Source organism: Leptospira brenneri (genome assembly GCF_002812125.1).
GTDB lineage: Bacteria > Spirochaetota > Leptospiria > Leptospirales > Leptospiraceae > Leptospira_A > Leptospira_A brenneri.
Window position 1 is genome coordinate 640,340 of sequence record NZ_NPDQ01000002.1, and the last position, 14,809, is coordinate 655,148.

Sequence of the window (14,809 nt, forward strand, 5' to 3'; positions counted from 1 at the left end):
CACTTGCCTAGGGTTCGTTCTGAATTAGAATTACGTTTGAAACGTGGATACCATTCAACGACAATCCTCCTTTTTGTGGGAAGGTAGCACCTTAGAGATCCACCTCCCAAAAGTTTTCACCGCCAAAGAAACGGGTAAAGACTGGACTGCCTTTTCTGAAATTCTAAAGAAAACCCCTCCACGTAAAATAGAAGTTCACGCAAATAATCTAGAAGAATCTGACTCTTCTGGAATTTCGTTTTTGAAGTTAATTCGTTTGGAATCGGAAAAGATGCGGATCCAGTTCGTTTTGCATGGATTAGGTGAACAGTTTTTATATCGATTGAATATTGCTGAAGACGATAGCAAAAAAAACAAAGACAGTTTTGCTAACTCTCTACGACGATCTGAAAAAATTGGAAAACTTACCATCGATTCATTATTAGAGTTTAAATACCTAATTACTTTTACTGGTGAACTTACTGTTTCGTTTTGGCGTTCTTTTTTGCACCCTTCTAAGATTCGTTGGAAAGATACTTTCCGTGTTGCCGAATCAATGGGGGTCAATGCATTTCCGATCATTGCAATGATTGGATTTTTACTCGGCCTCATTATGTCTTTCCAATCAGCGATTCCCATGAGGAGATTTGGTGCTGAAATTTTTGTCGCAAACCTGGTAGGCCTTTCCTTGTTTCGTGAGTTAGGGCCTCTGATGACTGCCTTTATTTTATCGGGAAGATCGGGATCTGCTTTTGCGGCAGAACTCGGAACAATGAAAGTGTCCGAAGAGATCGATGCGCTCACAACTATGGGTCTTCCCCCTGTTCAATTCCTGATTATTCCCCGTTTGGTGGCGTCACTTCTTATGACTCCGCTTCTTACCATTGTTTTTAATTTATTTGGACTCATCGGTGGGGCGGTTGTACTCATTAGTTTTGGATTTCCTCTGGTTACTTTTATCAACCAAGTAAATCTTGCGGTGGGACTTTCCGATATCTTAGGTGGACTTCTCAAATCCTATTTTTTCGGAATGATCATTGCTTCTATTGGTTGTTACCGAGGTCTAAAAACAGCATCCGGTGCGGGTGCTGTTGGGGAATCCACAACTTCTGCTGTTGTTGGTTCCATTATTCTTGTATCGATTCTTGACGGGATTTTTTCCGTCTTATATTTCTACTTAAAAATATGAAAGAAAAACCAATCATTCGAGTAGAACATCTGACAACGGGATATGGCCAAACAGTGATTATGGAAGATATTTCATTTGAAGTGAACCGAGGTGAAATTTTTGGAATCCTTGGTGGGTCTGGTTGTGGAAAGTCTACTGTTCTAAAGAATATGATTGGGTTAACATCTCCGTTTAGCGGCCGTATATGGATTGATGAAAATGATATCGTTCTTGCGGAAGGAAAGAAAAGAATCGAAATATGGAATCGAATTGGAGTGATGTACCAACAAAGTGCTTTGTTTGGTTCCATGACATTACTCGAGAATATTCGACTGCCTTTAGAGGAATTTACCGAACTCCCTCTACCCATCATGAATGAAATTGCGACCACTAAGTTAAAAATGGTAGGTCTTTTTCCTTTTGCTCATCTTTACCCTGCGGAACTTTCGGGTGGTATGAAAAAACGTGCTGCCATTGCCCGTGCGATGGCGATGGACCCAGAAATTTTATTTTTGGATGAACCGAGTGCAGGTCTTGATCCTATTACCAGTGTTGAACTTGATCACCTAATCATTCGTTTGTCGAGAACTTTGGGTGTTACCTTTGTAATCGTAACACATGAGTTACCTTCTGTATTTACTATGGCTGATCGAGTGATCGTATTAGATAAATCGACCAAAGGAATTATCGCCGAAGGTAAACCAAAAGATCTGAAAGAAAAATCAAAAAATCCATTTGTAAAACAATTCTTTAATCGTATCCCACAGGAGAACGCTCCATTATGAATCAATCCAATAAAATATACTTTAAGGTTGGGGTTTTTGTCCTCGTTAGTTTTTTTACACTCATCCTGTTTTTGATAGTGTTCACTGCGGGGAATATCTTCCAAAGGACGGTTAGTCTTGAAACTTATTTTGATGAATCCGTGCAGGGTCTGGACATTGGGTCACCAGTCAAACATCGTGGTGTTAAGGTTGGGACGGTTCAGGAAATTACTTTCGTTCAGAATGAATATTCAGACAAACTAAATGAAGATACAGAACTTCGTTATGGAAGATATGTTCTCATTAAAATGTCTGTCCCTGACTTTGTAAAAGGTGTATATGGGAATGATTTAAAGAAAACGGTTCAAAGGATGATTCAAAGTGGGTTACGGGTCCGTCTCGCATCACAGGGATTAACTGGAACTGCATATTTAGAAGTGGATTATCTCAATCCAGAAAAAAACCCTCCTTTATCTATCGAGTGGGAACCAAAAACGATTTATATTCCTTCCGCACCGAGTACCATCTCTCGATTTACTGCCACCGTGGATAAATTTTTTGATAAGGTAGAAAAGGCAGATGTAGATAAAATTCTTTTGGGAGTAGGGGAACTCATTCGTAACCTGAATCAAACTATCCAAGAAGCAAAACTGGGAGATCTTGCTCGCGAGTCCACAGGTCTTCTTGTGGACTTACGTAAAACAAATGCTGAGGTAAAGTCTCTTATCGCAAGTCCAGAGACACAAGGATTACCTAAAAAACTGGATGCATCCATCACTCAGTTGCAAACAACTTTAAAACGCCTTGATACTCTTCTCGCTTCTAACCAAGGGGATATTTCTACTTCGATTGAAAACTTACGAATCGCTTCTGAAGACTTAAAAGAAGTCACAGCAAATGCTAAAAAATATCCTTCTCAGTTTCTCTTTGGAGAAGCACCAAACAAATCTAAACTTTGGAAATAAAAACAATGAAAACCTTAATCCGATTGATCCTTTTGGCTGGCCTTATTTTTTCTCTAAGCCAATGTTTTGGTGTTAGTAAAACCTTTCCAGAAAAGAAGTTTTACCTAATTGAAACTGGAGAAACCAAATCAATCTATTCAGTTCCAAAACCAAGAACTTTTGTTATACGAAAAGTTTTTATATCCCAACGTTTTGAAGGAAAAGAGTTTGTTTATCGTAAAGATAACGCTGTTTATGAATCCGATTATTATAATGGTTTTTTCATTCCGCCAGCACATAACTTCAAAGAAGAGTTTGTTCGTTCTTTATTAAAGTCTGGTAATTTTGAGTGGGATGCAAGTATTCATACTAGAATTTCTGTAACCCATTTTATTGAATTGAGCCTCACGCAAATGTATGGGGACTTCCGAACAAAGGAACCGAAAGCTGTTATTGAATTTGAAGTAGTAGTTTATGAGGACAAGGATTCTGTTTCTTCTCCTGTTTTTAGAAAAACGTACAAACAAATCCAATCCATTGAAAAAAAAGAACCGGAAGCATTGGTTCTTGGTTGGAATTTGGGCCTCACTAGCACATTCAATGAATTGAATTTAGATTTAAGCCAAAAGCTCAAATAAACAATGTACTTCGGGAAAATATCTCCTCATCCAATAACACATAACGGAATTGTATTTTTTTCCGAAATACTTTTGTAAAAAATTTAGAAACGAGGTTGCTTTTCGAATTAAACCAGAATCAATAACTAGAACTTTAAGGAAGTACCATGAGGCTAATTGAAACCATCGCACCTTTTTATATTCTTCTAATGTTACTTGAAATACTTTATACTCGTTTTAAAAAGAAAGATTATTATTTTTTCGAAGATTCATTGGCAGACCTTAGTTTGGGAGTCCTCAGTCGGATCTTTGATGGTCTCATCCTACTTGGAATGGTTTTTTTATACAGTCAGTTGTATCATCTCTTTTGGGGTGTTTCCTTTCTGACTAAGATTTTTTTATCACCCACATCACCTCTCCATTGGATTTTATTATTTCTGTTACTTGATTTTCTATTTTATTGGGCGCACAGGTATAGCCATGAAATCAAAGTTCTATGGGCATCTCACGTAGTTCACCATTCGAGCGAAGAATTTAATTTATCCGTCGCTTTACGACAGTCTTTTGTTCGTAACATTGGAATTGGACTTTTTTATTTGCCACTGGCAGTCATTGGATTTCCTGTAGAATCTTATTTGATCATTGATGCGTTGAATCGCACTTACCAATTTTGGGTTCATACTCGTGCGATTGGTAAACTTCCCTCTTGGTTTGAGTATGTATTCGTCACTCCTTCACACCATAGAGTTCATCATGCCATGAATCCTGAATACATTGATCGTAATTATGGTGGTGTGTTTATATTTTGGGATCGAATTTTTGGAACGTTTTGTGAAGAAAAAAAAGAACCTCGGTATGGACTTGTTTCGCAACTGCATACATACGATCCTGTCACTGCCGAATTACATGTGTTCCGCGATTTGTTTTCTGATCTTTGGAATACAAAATATAAATTCCAAGGGTTACTTTCTTTTTTTTCTTATCCTTCTGTAAGGCCTGATGATCTCCAGTCCTTGGTCGATCGTGGGGTCAGGGATCCTCATGTTTGGCTCAGTCATCACAGGTGGGAAATTGATAAAAAAACGAGAGAACCTCAATATCGTCGTAAGACGGGATCCATCTTTTATCGAATTTATCTTTTCATTTCCTTTTTAGTGCCAACTGGATTTACTTTGTATTTTTTAAAGAGAATGCATTTTTATTCTTTAGGAGAAGTGGTTTCTGTTCTGTTTTTATTAGTTTTATCCTTCGTCTCTTTGGGTAGGCTTTTGGAAGGGGAGAAAAATTGGCTCCGTTTTGAGGTCCCTAAGTTTATTTCTTGGTTTGTGCTTTTGGTCTATTTTTTCTTATAGTAGAAAATATGAAATATTTACATACGATGATTCGGGTAAAAGATTTAGATAAGGCCCTTCATTTTTTTGTGGAGATCCTCGGTCTTAAGATTACCAGAAGGAATGAACATCCAGAAGGTAAATTTACTTTGGTGTTTTTATCCACAGGTGAAGTGGATGCACCTGAGGTCGAACTCACATACAATTGGGACCAAGTAGATCCTTATACAACAGGAAGAAACTTTGGACATTTGGCTTATGAAGTGGATGATATTTATGAAACATGTGCAAAGATCCAATCAATGGGGATCACCATCAATCGTCCGCCGCGAGATGGCCGTATGGCTTTTATCCGATCCCCAGATTTAATTTCGATAGAGCTTCTACAAAAAGGAAAACCTTTACCATTATTGGAACCTTGGGTGTCTATGCCTAGTGTTGGTGAGTGGTAAAACTTGGCATCAAAACCCAAAATTGCCATTATTGGTGCGGGTGCTTCTGGTTGTTTTGCGGCCCTTCAAATTTTTGATGAATTACAAGGGTTATGTGATATTCGAATCTTTGAAAAGTCTAAAGAACCTCTTTCTAAACTAAGGATCTCTGGTGGTGGGAGGTGTAATGTCACTCATCATCTTTTTGATCCAGAACTACTCTCGGAAAAGTATCCTCGTGGAAACAAAGAACTTCGTTGGGCCTTTGAAAGTTTTGGTCCGAAAGACACAATTGAATGGTTTTTGAAACGAGGAGTTCAACTCAAGGCAGAAGCAGATGGGAGAATGTTTCCCACAACGGATAGTTCTGATACCATCATTCAATGTTTTTTAAATGACCTAAAAACAAAAAAAATTCCTATACACTTTGAACAAGGGTTAGTTGGAATTTATCCTAATTTAGAGACTGACCAAATAAAAGGTTTTCGTGTTTTATGGGAAGGGGGAATTGAGGAAACTTTCGATCGGATTGTTTTGGCAACAGGCTCCAACCGTAAAATTTGGACTATCTTAGAAAAATTAGGGCATAAAATCATCACACCTGTTCCTTCTCTTTTTACTTTAACTTTGGAAAATACTGATCTTATGGAACTTACAGGTCTTGTGGTTCCTCATTCTGAAATTAAAATTTTACCCAAAGGAAAACCACAAAAAGGGCCTATCCTCATCACTCATTGGGGCCTCAGTGGGCCTTGTGCCCTGAGGTTGTCTGCTTGGGAAGCTCGTACATTATTTGAAGCAGATTATAAAGTCGATTTATCGATCAACTGGACTTATGGCGAGAAAACACAAGATATCGAAGAAAAGTATTTATCCAGAAAAGAAAAAACACCAGGCGAAAGATTGACACCTGACCCCGATTGGAAACTTCCCAATCGATTTTGGGATTGGATTTTAAAAGAGTCTAAAATACCGTCTAATAAACGTTATTCTGATATTTCCAAATCGGAAATTAGAAGTTTAAGTCTCTCTCTTACACAAATGAAACTTCGAATGGTGGCCAAAGGAGTGTTTAAAGAAGAGTTTGTGACAGCTGGTGGAGTTTCTCGAAAAGACATCCAGTTCCAAACAATGGAAAGTAAACTAATCCCTGGTCTTTATTTTACAGGTGAGGTGATCGATATAGATGGGATCACAGGCGGATTCAATTTTCAAAATGCCTGGACTACAGCAACCATTGCAGCCCGAGGCATTCGTAAAACAATTGTTACTTGATTTTGTGAATTTGAATAAAGTCTACTGTTTGTGCCACAGATCCTGGTGCCCCAGAAAGAATGACAACAGTATCTCCTGATTTTAATTTACCTTCGGATTTTAAAGTTTTACTCATAAAAGCAATCATATCGGGAAACTTATCCATCATAGGCATCACGTAGGCTTCCACTCCCCAATACAATTGCATCTTCCTTGCTGTGCCAAGAAAGGGTGTGAATGAATAAATTGGTTTTAAAGGACGAAACTCGGAAGAAAGAAGAGAAGAATAACCTGATCTTGTAAAGTTAATGATGGCTTTCGCGTTGATCAATCTGGAAATTGATTCGGCAGCACTACCAAGGGCGGTTCGTTCTACTTCAAATTCAGAACGATCCATATTCCGCAAATGTGCTAAATAAATTTCTGATTCTTCCGCCGCTTGGATGATACTTGTCATGGTTCGAACGGTTTCTATAGGATATTTCCCTGAGGCAGTTTCTCCAGACAACATCACAGCATCCGTTCCATCCATCACTGCATTGGCAACGTCGCTTGCTTCTGCCCGAGTAGGACGTGGGTTATCAATCATTGTCTCTAACATTTGTGTGGCGGTGATCACCGGTTTTCCTTGTTGGTTTAACTTTGTGATCATCTCTTTTTGGATGATAGGAACATATTGAGTGTCTAATTCCACTCCTAAATCACCGCGGGCAATCATGATCCCATCACAGTTGTCTATGATCTCTTCTATATTTTGGATGGCTTCTGGACGTTCAATTTTGGCAATAAGGCCTGCATAACTGTCTTTCATAAACTGGCGAGCCATCTCTAAGTCACTTGCTCGTCTAACAAAAGATAGTGCGATATAATCTACACCCAGTGACAAAGCAAATTGTAAATCTTCGATGTCTTTTTCTGAGAGAGCAGGGGCAGAAATCGGAGTTCCAGGCAGGTTGATTCCTTTATTGTCTTTTAAAGTCCCACCGATCACGGTTTCTAAAATGGCCTTTTCCTTTGTTTTGGATTTTACAACAAAAGAAAGTTTTCCGTCATCGATCAGAAGTTTATGTCCTACATCGATATCGTTTAAAATATATTGGTAAGTACAGCCGATTTCTTCTTTTGTTCCGAGAAAGTCCGACTTGTTGTTGATGGCAATTTGGTCACCGGTTTTAAGTTCCAAGGGTCCTGTACCCAATTTTCCTGTTCGGATCTTGGGACCTTGTAAGTCGGCAAGGATACCAATGGATTTACCGGATTCCTGCTCACATTCACGCAAAAGTTCGAAAATATCTTTGTGGTAATCGTGAGTGGAATGAGAAAAATTCATCCGAGCCAAATCCATTCCTGAGTAGATCAAATTTAGAATGGTTTCACGGTTCGCAGACGCGGGGCCAATGGTACAAATAATTTTTGTGCGTTTGTTGGGGATTTTTTGATCTTCCGGCATTCCCTATTCTTAGCTTTTTTGTTTTTTCCTGCAAGTAAATTGTACGGATTGAATTGACTTGTGTCATTTTTCGCAAAAATATCATTTTAATGGCATCTAATGCACTCGCTCTCATCTACCATTCTTCTTACAATCTCGAATTACCTGGCCATGTGTTCCCGGCACATAAGTATTCCCACCTTTACAACCGTGTCAAAAGGGATCCTGTTTATGCGTCTTGGGACATTTTGTTACCTAAAAAAGCAGAAGATGCAGATTTAGAACTCGTTCATACCAAAGAATACTTGGATGATCTTTTTAGTTATGAACATACTTCTCGAACCATGTATTCTGAACTCCCACTTAATCGAAGTATTGTGGAAAGTTTTATGTATGGTGTCGGAGGTACTGTTATGGCAGCAGAACTTTCAAAAAACTTCCAATTTGCTTTTAATATGGGCGGTGGATATCATCATAGTTTTCCTGATAAGGCAGAAGGTTTTTGTTATTTGAATGATGTAGCAGTTGCTATACGAAAACAAAAAGAAACAAATCCTGATCTAAATGCTCTCATCATTGACTTGGATTTGCATCAAGGCAATGGAAATTCCTATATTTTTCAATATGATGACAAAGTTTTCACATTTTCGATGCACCAAGGTAATCTTTATCCAAAGAAAGAAGTATCTAACTTAGATGTGAACTTAGAACCAAATACAAAAGATGATGAGTACTTATCCACATTGGAATCTTCTTTAAATAGGATTCGGAAAGATTTTGATTCCAATATAATTTATTATGTTGCAGGAGCTGATCCTTACGAAGATGATTCACTAGGTGAATTAAAAATTTCAATGAAAGGTCTAAAAGAAAGAGATTTGATGGTGCGTAAGTTTGCAGAAACTCTCAATGTTCCTTGTGTTGTGACACTCGCAGGTGGGTATGCCCGAGATTTCCGCGACACCGTTGAAATTCATTTTAATACAATTACAGCATTTGGTGAAAAGTGATGGGTGTTTTTTCATCTACAGACAAAAAGAAAAACGAATCTGATTGGCTAAATTTAGACGATCTGTCTTTAGTTGATGTTTCCAAAGAATTAAACACTTCCTTAAACATGGAGCCGAGGTTATTCAATCGATTCACTCATTATGAAGTAGAACAATTGTTAGTGAGCGCTGGATTAATCGCAGCTGTTGAAAAACGTGGATTCCCAAATCCTATCATTGAGTTGGAAATACTCAATAATTTTGATAATCGTATTTATATAAAAACAGAAAACAGAAAAATCTTAGTTCATACTCGTTTGAAAGTTTCCCAATTCCAGATGAAAGGTGATGATGAACAGTTTCCAATGATTTATATCGATTGGCTCCTCACTCAAAATATCAATTTTGAACCTGGTGACATTAAAAAAGAATTATACTTTGGCCAAGAATATCCAGGACTCAATGTATTAAATGAATTTACCGATTTCATTCGTGTACTTTCCAAAAGGTTGGGAACATCAGGGGCTTTTAATGTTCCTGAATATTTTCATGATGCTGTTTTATTCTCTCGTAAATTTCGTTTTATTGATCCGGAAAAAGAGGGAACCTTTCGCGCTCTTGTGAAAAATTTTCGGGGAACCAACCTTCGTAGTTTGTCTTCACAAATCCACCAGAACAGAGTTCGTTATGAAAATGGTGAACCTTATGAATGGAAATATGGAGAAATGATTTCTTGTACCGATGTTTATTTAGAGAAAAAAGTTTTCCATGAGGCATATTTTAAAAAAGTGGAAGAGGTGAAAGAAAAACTAAAATTCACATTGGTCTCAAAATAAGCCTTTTCCTAGCCGATACCTATAGTAGATGTCCGAATATTCTTTTAAACCCGAGATTCTCATCATTGACGATGACACTGAGATTTGTGAAACATTAGAGCTTATCATCAATGGGCTCGGATATTTTGTACGTTATTTCACTAATCCTCTCCAAGGCCTGGAATATTTTGAAGGAGAACGAAATCCAATTGTGTTTTTGGATGTGAATATGCCCCAAACTACGGGTTTGGATCTTTTGCCAAAAATCAAAGCACATGATTCAAAAACGCAAGTCCTTATGATGACTGGCGAACATGACATCCAAACGGTAGTTTCTTCTTTGTACCACAGGGCTTCTGATTTTATTTTAAAACCATTTCATACCAAATCGATCGAAGCTGCGATTTCACGTGCTTTTGAATATTATAATTTCTTAAAAGATAAAGAATCGATGGATGAGTCCATCAAACGGGATCTTAGGTTAGCTGCAAAAATTCAAACGAGAACAATGAATTTACCCACCTTAAAGCATAAAATCTTTTCCGATATCAAACCGGTCAGTTTTGTATCCGGAGATTTTTTCCAAGTTTTACCTTTAGATGAAGATCGCACTTTGATTCTGATGGGTGATATTGAAGGTCATGGAGTCACTTCTGGCCTGATCGCAATTCTTATGACTACCATCCATAAAGAATTGGCGCGAACAACAACGATTGCACCTTCTGAATTACTCTCTCGTTTGAACAGGGAACTTTGTAATGAAATTGGTACTCATAGTATGACGGCCATTAGTATCATTGTGGATCATCCAAAGAAAAAAATTACTTATGCAAGGGGTGGTCATCCTTTTCCCATTATATTCCAAAAAGAAACAAAAGCACCTTTGCTCTTACAGGATCAGTCGGGTCAAATCTTAGGAATTCTAAAAGATATGGAATTTAAGGAAATTGAAGTTTCTGTGGAAACGGGAGACATTCTCTTTTTATATTCGGATGGGTTACTTGCATCTAGCACCCATCCTTTGGTTCAAACTTTAATCCAACTTCCTGGCGGCGAAAATCGGATTGAAGGGATGAGAACAGAAATTAACAACTACATTCAGTATTTAGAAACTTCCTCTAAAGCGGCCGATGACATATCTTATTTACTTCTAGAGATTTAATGTATTCGATATTGGTTTTCGTTGCTTCTGTCAAAAACTGACCAAGAATTTCTTTGGATTTAAAACTTCCATCCTCGAATCCTTTTTTCCAGATTCGTCTATGGTGATTCATTTTTTGAATGAGATTTTGTTTTTCTGGAAAGTCACATAGTTTTGCCGTGATCACCTCTCCTTTATAAAATAAAAAATCACCTTTTGCAAAAAACTTTTTATCTTCTTTGGGTAGATTGTCTATATAAGATTTGTTTTCCTTCACATAACTTTGGATTGTTGATTTTGTAGTTTCCCAGAGTAGTTCTCTGCTTGGGTTTGTTTGGTGTAAGGTGATCGCTGAAAAAATTACGACTACCGTTCCGAATAAAAAAGAGGGAATCCATTCGATAGAAATTTCTTTGGATTGGATCCAGAACTGGTGCGCGAGGAAAGTGATCGGTAACCAATAAAATCCCATGAGATCCCAATCGGCAGGGAAACCTAGTTGAGGATTATGAAAAAATCCATGTAGAAAAAAAGCCAAAATAGTAACCAAGATTACTTTTGTTTCAGGCCTTTCGACAAAGGCCTTCCATTCTTTTTTGAAAAACAAAAACTGATAGGATAAAAATAAACTCGCAATCGAAGCATTCCAATACAAGACCGAAAGAATTTCTTTGAAATGATTTAAGGAAACCAAACGGCTTTTGGGATAAAAGGGAGGATGGATTAAGTGTGTACTATTTCGATCAATGGCTGGGTCATGGAAAAATAAAAAATACGAAAACCAGGGAGTGAGGATACTAAGACCTAAAATAGCACAGCCAACTAGATGTTTTATCTTTTTGTCTTTTGGTGAGTGAACATACCATAAGTAGATGAGTAGGAGCACCAAATACCCTGATACCAAATGAAATAACATCGAAATGGATACAAGGGCAGTAGAACCGTATAACAAAAGATTGTTATCTTTGGGGTCTTTCGTGTATTTAGAAACAAAAAGATAAATCAAAAGATGGGTTACCGTTACCAATGTATAGTTTTCTGCATATCCAAAGGTTAATAGAATCCCACCTGATGAAAGTAAAACGAGGATGGAGGCTGTGTTTGACTTGTTTTCCCTTTTGGCAGTCCACAAAAAACCAAATAAGATTCCTATCCCTGCCAGTTGTGATAAAAAGGTATACGAGATTCTTGGATCATCAGAAAAACCAAATCTAAATAATAGATTAGATACCTGACTATGTAATGCTGTTTCTAAAATTTCATCTAAAGTAAATTGGAATCCAAAGAGTTTTGTTTCTAAAAGATTGGTTTCTAATAATAAAAGGCCATCCCCCCAATTCATATTTCGGATGGGAAATAAAATCAAAAAAATAAAAAAAAGAAGAGCGAAAATCCAACCCGCAGGAATGTATTTTTTGATTTTATCCACCAAATCGTTGTTTTTTGCCAAACTAAAAAGTAAAAATGTTTGGAGGGTGATAAAAAAGATCGCAATGAATATATAAATATTTTTTTCCCCAGGAAGGAACCAAGGTTTCGTAGGCAGGAATTGGCAGCCCAAAAGGAAAAGATAGGGAATGTATAAGTAGATTGTTTTGATCATGGCTCTTTTTCGTAATACTCTTCTGGGATTTCTTCAGCAGCGATATAGGGGAAATGTCCTTTACGGATATTAAAAAACACAAGTTCCGGAAGGCTATAAAATACAGACTCAGTTCCCTTGGAAAATTTTTCTCCTCTGTCGACGGGAGCTGTCAAAATTCCCATCCCCGTATATCCGAGTCCATAAACGGTATTGGCCAAACCAAAAATCGGACGATTCCAAATGTTTTCTTCTGTGAAGAATAAAAAAGGATGATCCATCGGATTGGATTTATAAATTTTCGAACTGGGAACAAAACGTTCCTGCAAATGTTTTTCTGAAAAACTAACTAGTTTCTTTCGTTTAAGATTACGATAGGATAAAAAAACTTTTTTTTGTTTGGTTCCAGAATTAGATTCTAACTTTAACGCTGCCACTGCGGGAACAAAATTAAGACTTATCACTCGACTGGATAAAGGATCCCAAAAAACTTCATTCCCAATTTTCCCTTCCGGAAACATTTCATTCATATACCGAAACAGTTCCGATGTGCAATTTTGATGTGTTAAGTGGTATGAATAAAGATTTTGAATTCCTTTTGTGTAAGATTCGTATTCATCTTTTAAAATCTGGATTGTTTTGTTTTCTTGTGGTAAAAAAGAACCAAATTGATTTTTGTATGGATTTTCTCCGACCCAATTGAATTCCATTCCTTCATATTGAGGAGAGTTTGATTCTAAAAAACTTTGGTATCGAAGAAGAAAAGATTCCCAGTTTAAAAATTGAATCGAATCATAACCCGAACTAAAAACTTTTTTTTTAGATGCGAACAAAATAGCGTATTCTTTTTGTTTGGTGGCGAGAACGAATTCTGGCAAATCGATAAGAGGAAGATACTGAAACCCATCTAAGTTTTTTTTGGGAAAAACTATTGTTTTTTCTGAAATGGATTTGTTTATGTAAAGAATCCTTAAGAGAAGGGTCATCTCTTCCCAATCATCACAATCCGCACCGAGAACACAGGATCGTAAGTCTTTTATTAAACTAATTTGGTATTCTTTCCAGATTGTAATTTCTGGTTCACTTAAAGTAAACTCAGGGCCATTTAATTGTAAAAAAGCCGGTTCATAGAGTTGGACAGGATCTAAAAGAAACCTCCGAACAAAAAAATGTTTTTGTGAGGTCAGCAAGCTTTCTGTATCGGTTGTGATGGTATGAATGAGAGAATAGGGTGAGTCCGTTTTAGGTAAGGGTCTTTTTATTCTTGGGAAAGGAAGGTTCGGTGAACCCTCTTTTCTTAGAACATTTGATTCTTCCAAAATTTCTTTTTCTTCTTTGGAAAAGGAAAACAAATGGGGAATCGGAGAATCAGGATCCGGTAAATTTGTAAAGTATCCAAATCCTGGAACGGGTAGATTATTTTTTTTCCCTTCGGAATTGATCTCAAAAGATTCTAGTTCTCTTTCTAATTTTTTTTGGTTTTGGATGTGGGTTTCCTGCACCAAATAGAGTTCGTTCCACTTTTGGCGTAACATACGTTTTGCGGAATCAGAAATTTCCCACTGAAAAAATTCTATATTGCGATTTTGAACCACTCCGTATTGAAACCGAAAGTCTTCCCAGGGTTCTCTCACAATATGGAAGATTTTATCTTCAAAAGAATATTGGAGGTGGTAGACTCTGTCTCCAAATCGGAGGGCAGAATGTCCGCCACTAGATTGTCCCGAGTTGGAATCTATATATAAAAATCCGTAAGGATTAGGGTTTGATACGGCTTGTAAGGACGAGAAAATAAAAGAATAGGTCAGTAAAAAAAAATAGGAAAGGGCGGAGTTTTTCCGCCCAAAGAGGATCTGGATTATAGATTGTACCCGTCTACGATCAGTTTTGCGACTACTGCGTTTTGTTTTGCTACGTCTGCTGCTACTGCTTTCATTTCAGAAGGAGAGAGGTTTGCTTGTTTTAAACCTTGTCCGATTGCAATGTAAGTTGCACTATTAGATCTCCAAGCCACAACTCCATGAGATTTCGCTATGATAGAAAGTTGGTTTTCTAGTTCTTGTTTTTGGTTTTCGTAACGAATTTGTAAAGCTACACTTGCAGTTACATCTTCTTTGTACTCGTTCATAGCCTTTTCTTTTCCGCTGTCAGAAATAGACGAGATACTATTAGAAACTGATTTTACAAGGGCAGAAGCAGAGTCTGATACAGACACACCCAAGCGGCTGATGCTACCAGAAGCAGAGTCTAGGAAAGAACAATTGTTAAATGAAAGTAAGACCGCAATTACGGAAACTATACTCAAATGTTTGATCATACGCATAAAAAACCTCTTACGACGAATTGCAAAAATTCTAAGTCAAAA

14 protein-coding genes are annotated in these 14,809 nt (G+C 37.3%); 10 read left to right on the top strand and 4 right to left on the bottom strand.

What is annotated here, in order from left to right:
- Positions 1–43 precede the first annotated feature (43 nt).
- From CH361_RS06405 to CH361_RS06435, 7 genes are all read left to right on the top strand, one after another.
- Positions 44–1,168, top strand: a complete 1,125-nt coding sequence (locus CH361_RS06405) for an MlaE family ABC transporter permease (RefSeq protein ID WP_100789968.1) — start codon at positions 44–46, stop codon at positions 1,166–1,168.
- Positions 1,165–1,932 carry an ABC transporter ATP-binding protein gene (locus CH361_RS06410; protein WP_100789969.1) on the top strand — a complete coding sequence of 256 codons (768 nt, stop codon included), beginning with the start codon at positions 1,165–1,167 and terminating at the stop codon, positions 1,930–1,932. The genes CH361_RS06405 and CH361_RS06410 overlap by 4 nt, the downstream gene beginning before the upstream one ends.
- The gene (locus CH361_RS06415) at positions 1,929–2,876 is read left to right on the top strand and encodes an MlaD family protein (RefSeq protein ID WP_100789970.1); all 948 of its coding nucleotides are present in this window, start codon (positions 1,929–1,931) and stop codon (positions 2,874–2,876) included. Before CH361_RS06410 ends, CH361_RS06415 begins: the two co-directional genes overlap by 4 nt.
- A gap of 5 nt (positions 2,877–2,881) precedes the next feature.
- A complete protein-coding gene (locus CH361_RS06420) occupies positions 2,882–3,493 on the top strand; it encodes an ABC-type transport auxiliary lipoprotein, LBF_0736 family (protein ID WP_100789971.1) in 612 nt (203 codons plus the stop codon).
- Positions 3,494–3,639: 146 nt separating this feature from the next.
- Positions 3,640–4,824, top strand: a complete 1,185-nt coding sequence (locus CH361_RS06425; protein WP_100789972.1) for a sterol desaturase family protein — start codon at positions 3,640–3,642, stop codon at positions 4,822–4,824.
- Positions 4,825–4,832: 8 nt separating this feature from the next.
- The gene (locus CH361_RS06430) at positions 4,833–5,255 is read left to right on the top strand and encodes a VOC family protein (RefSeq protein WP_100789973.1); all 423 of its coding nucleotides are present in this window, start codon (positions 4,833–4,835) and stop codon (positions 5,253–5,255) included.
- A gap of 3 nt (positions 5,256–5,258) precedes the next feature.
- A complete protein-coding gene (locus CH361_RS06435) occupies positions 5,259–6,509 on the top strand; it encodes a BaiN/RdsA family NAD(P)/FAD-dependent oxidoreductase (protein WP_100789974.1) in 1,251 nt (416 codons plus the stop codon).
- On the opposite strand, the gene pyk is transcribed toward CH361_RS06435, so the two are convergent.
- Complete coding sequence (pyk, locus tag CH361_RS06440; RefSeq protein ID WP_100789975.1) at positions 6,502–7,938, bottom strand: pyruvate kinase; 1,437 nt, start codon at positions 7,936–7,938, stop codon at positions 6,502–6,504. The genes CH361_RS06435 and pyk overlap by 8 nt on opposite strands.
- 89 nt (positions 7,939–8,027) lie before the next feature.
- Between pyk and CH361_RS06445 the strand changes: the two genes are divergently transcribed.
- The 3 genes from CH361_RS06445 to CH361_RS06455 are packed head-to-tail and all read left to right on the top strand — an operon-like array spanning position 8,028 to position 10,883.
- Positions 8,028–8,927, top strand: coding sequence for a histone deacetylase family protein (locus tag CH361_RS06445; protein ID WP_100790057.1), 900 nt, complete (start codon positions 8,028–8,030; stop codon positions 8,925–8,927).
- A complete protein-coding gene (locus CH361_RS06450; RefSeq protein ID WP_100789976.1) occupies positions 8,927–9,742 on the top strand; it encodes a hypothetical protein in 816 nt (271 codons plus the stop codon). The genes CH361_RS06445 and CH361_RS06450 overlap by 1 nt, the downstream gene beginning before the upstream one ends.
- Positions 9,743–9,770: 28 nt before the next feature.
- Entirely contained in the window at positions 9,771–10,883 is a 1,113-nt protein-coding gene (locus tag CH361_RS06455; RefSeq protein ID WP_100789977.1) for a SpoIIE family protein phosphatase, read from the top strand.
- Here the strand turns inward: CH361_RS06455 and CH361_RS06460 are convergent.
- The 3 genes from CH361_RS06460 to CH361_RS06470 form a co-directional block, all read right to left on the bottom strand.
- The gene (locus CH361_RS06460) at positions 10,840–12,462 is read right to left on the bottom strand and encodes a glycosyltransferase family 39 protein (protein ID WP_100790058.1); all 1,623 of its coding nucleotides are present in this window, start codon (positions 12,460–12,462) and stop codon (positions 10,840–10,842) included. The two genes, CH361_RS06455 and CH361_RS06460, sit on opposite strands and share 44 nt — an antisense overlap.
- Positions 12,462–14,078: a hypothetical protein gene (locus CH361_RS06465; RefSeq protein WP_244279640.1), complete on the bottom strand. Its 1,617-nt coding sequence runs from the start codon at positions 14,076–14,078 to the stop codon at positions 12,462–12,464. Before CH361_RS06465 ends, CH361_RS06460 begins: the two co-directional genes overlap by 1 nt.
- A 224-nt stretch (positions 14,079–14,302) precedes the next feature.
- On the bottom strand, positions 14,303–14,767 hold the full coding sequence (locus CH361_RS06470) for a putative lipoprotein (protein WP_244279641.1): 465 nt from the start codon (positions 14,765–14,767) through the stop codon (positions 14,303–14,305).
- Between the last annotated feature and the right edge of the window lie 42 nt (positions 14,768–14,809).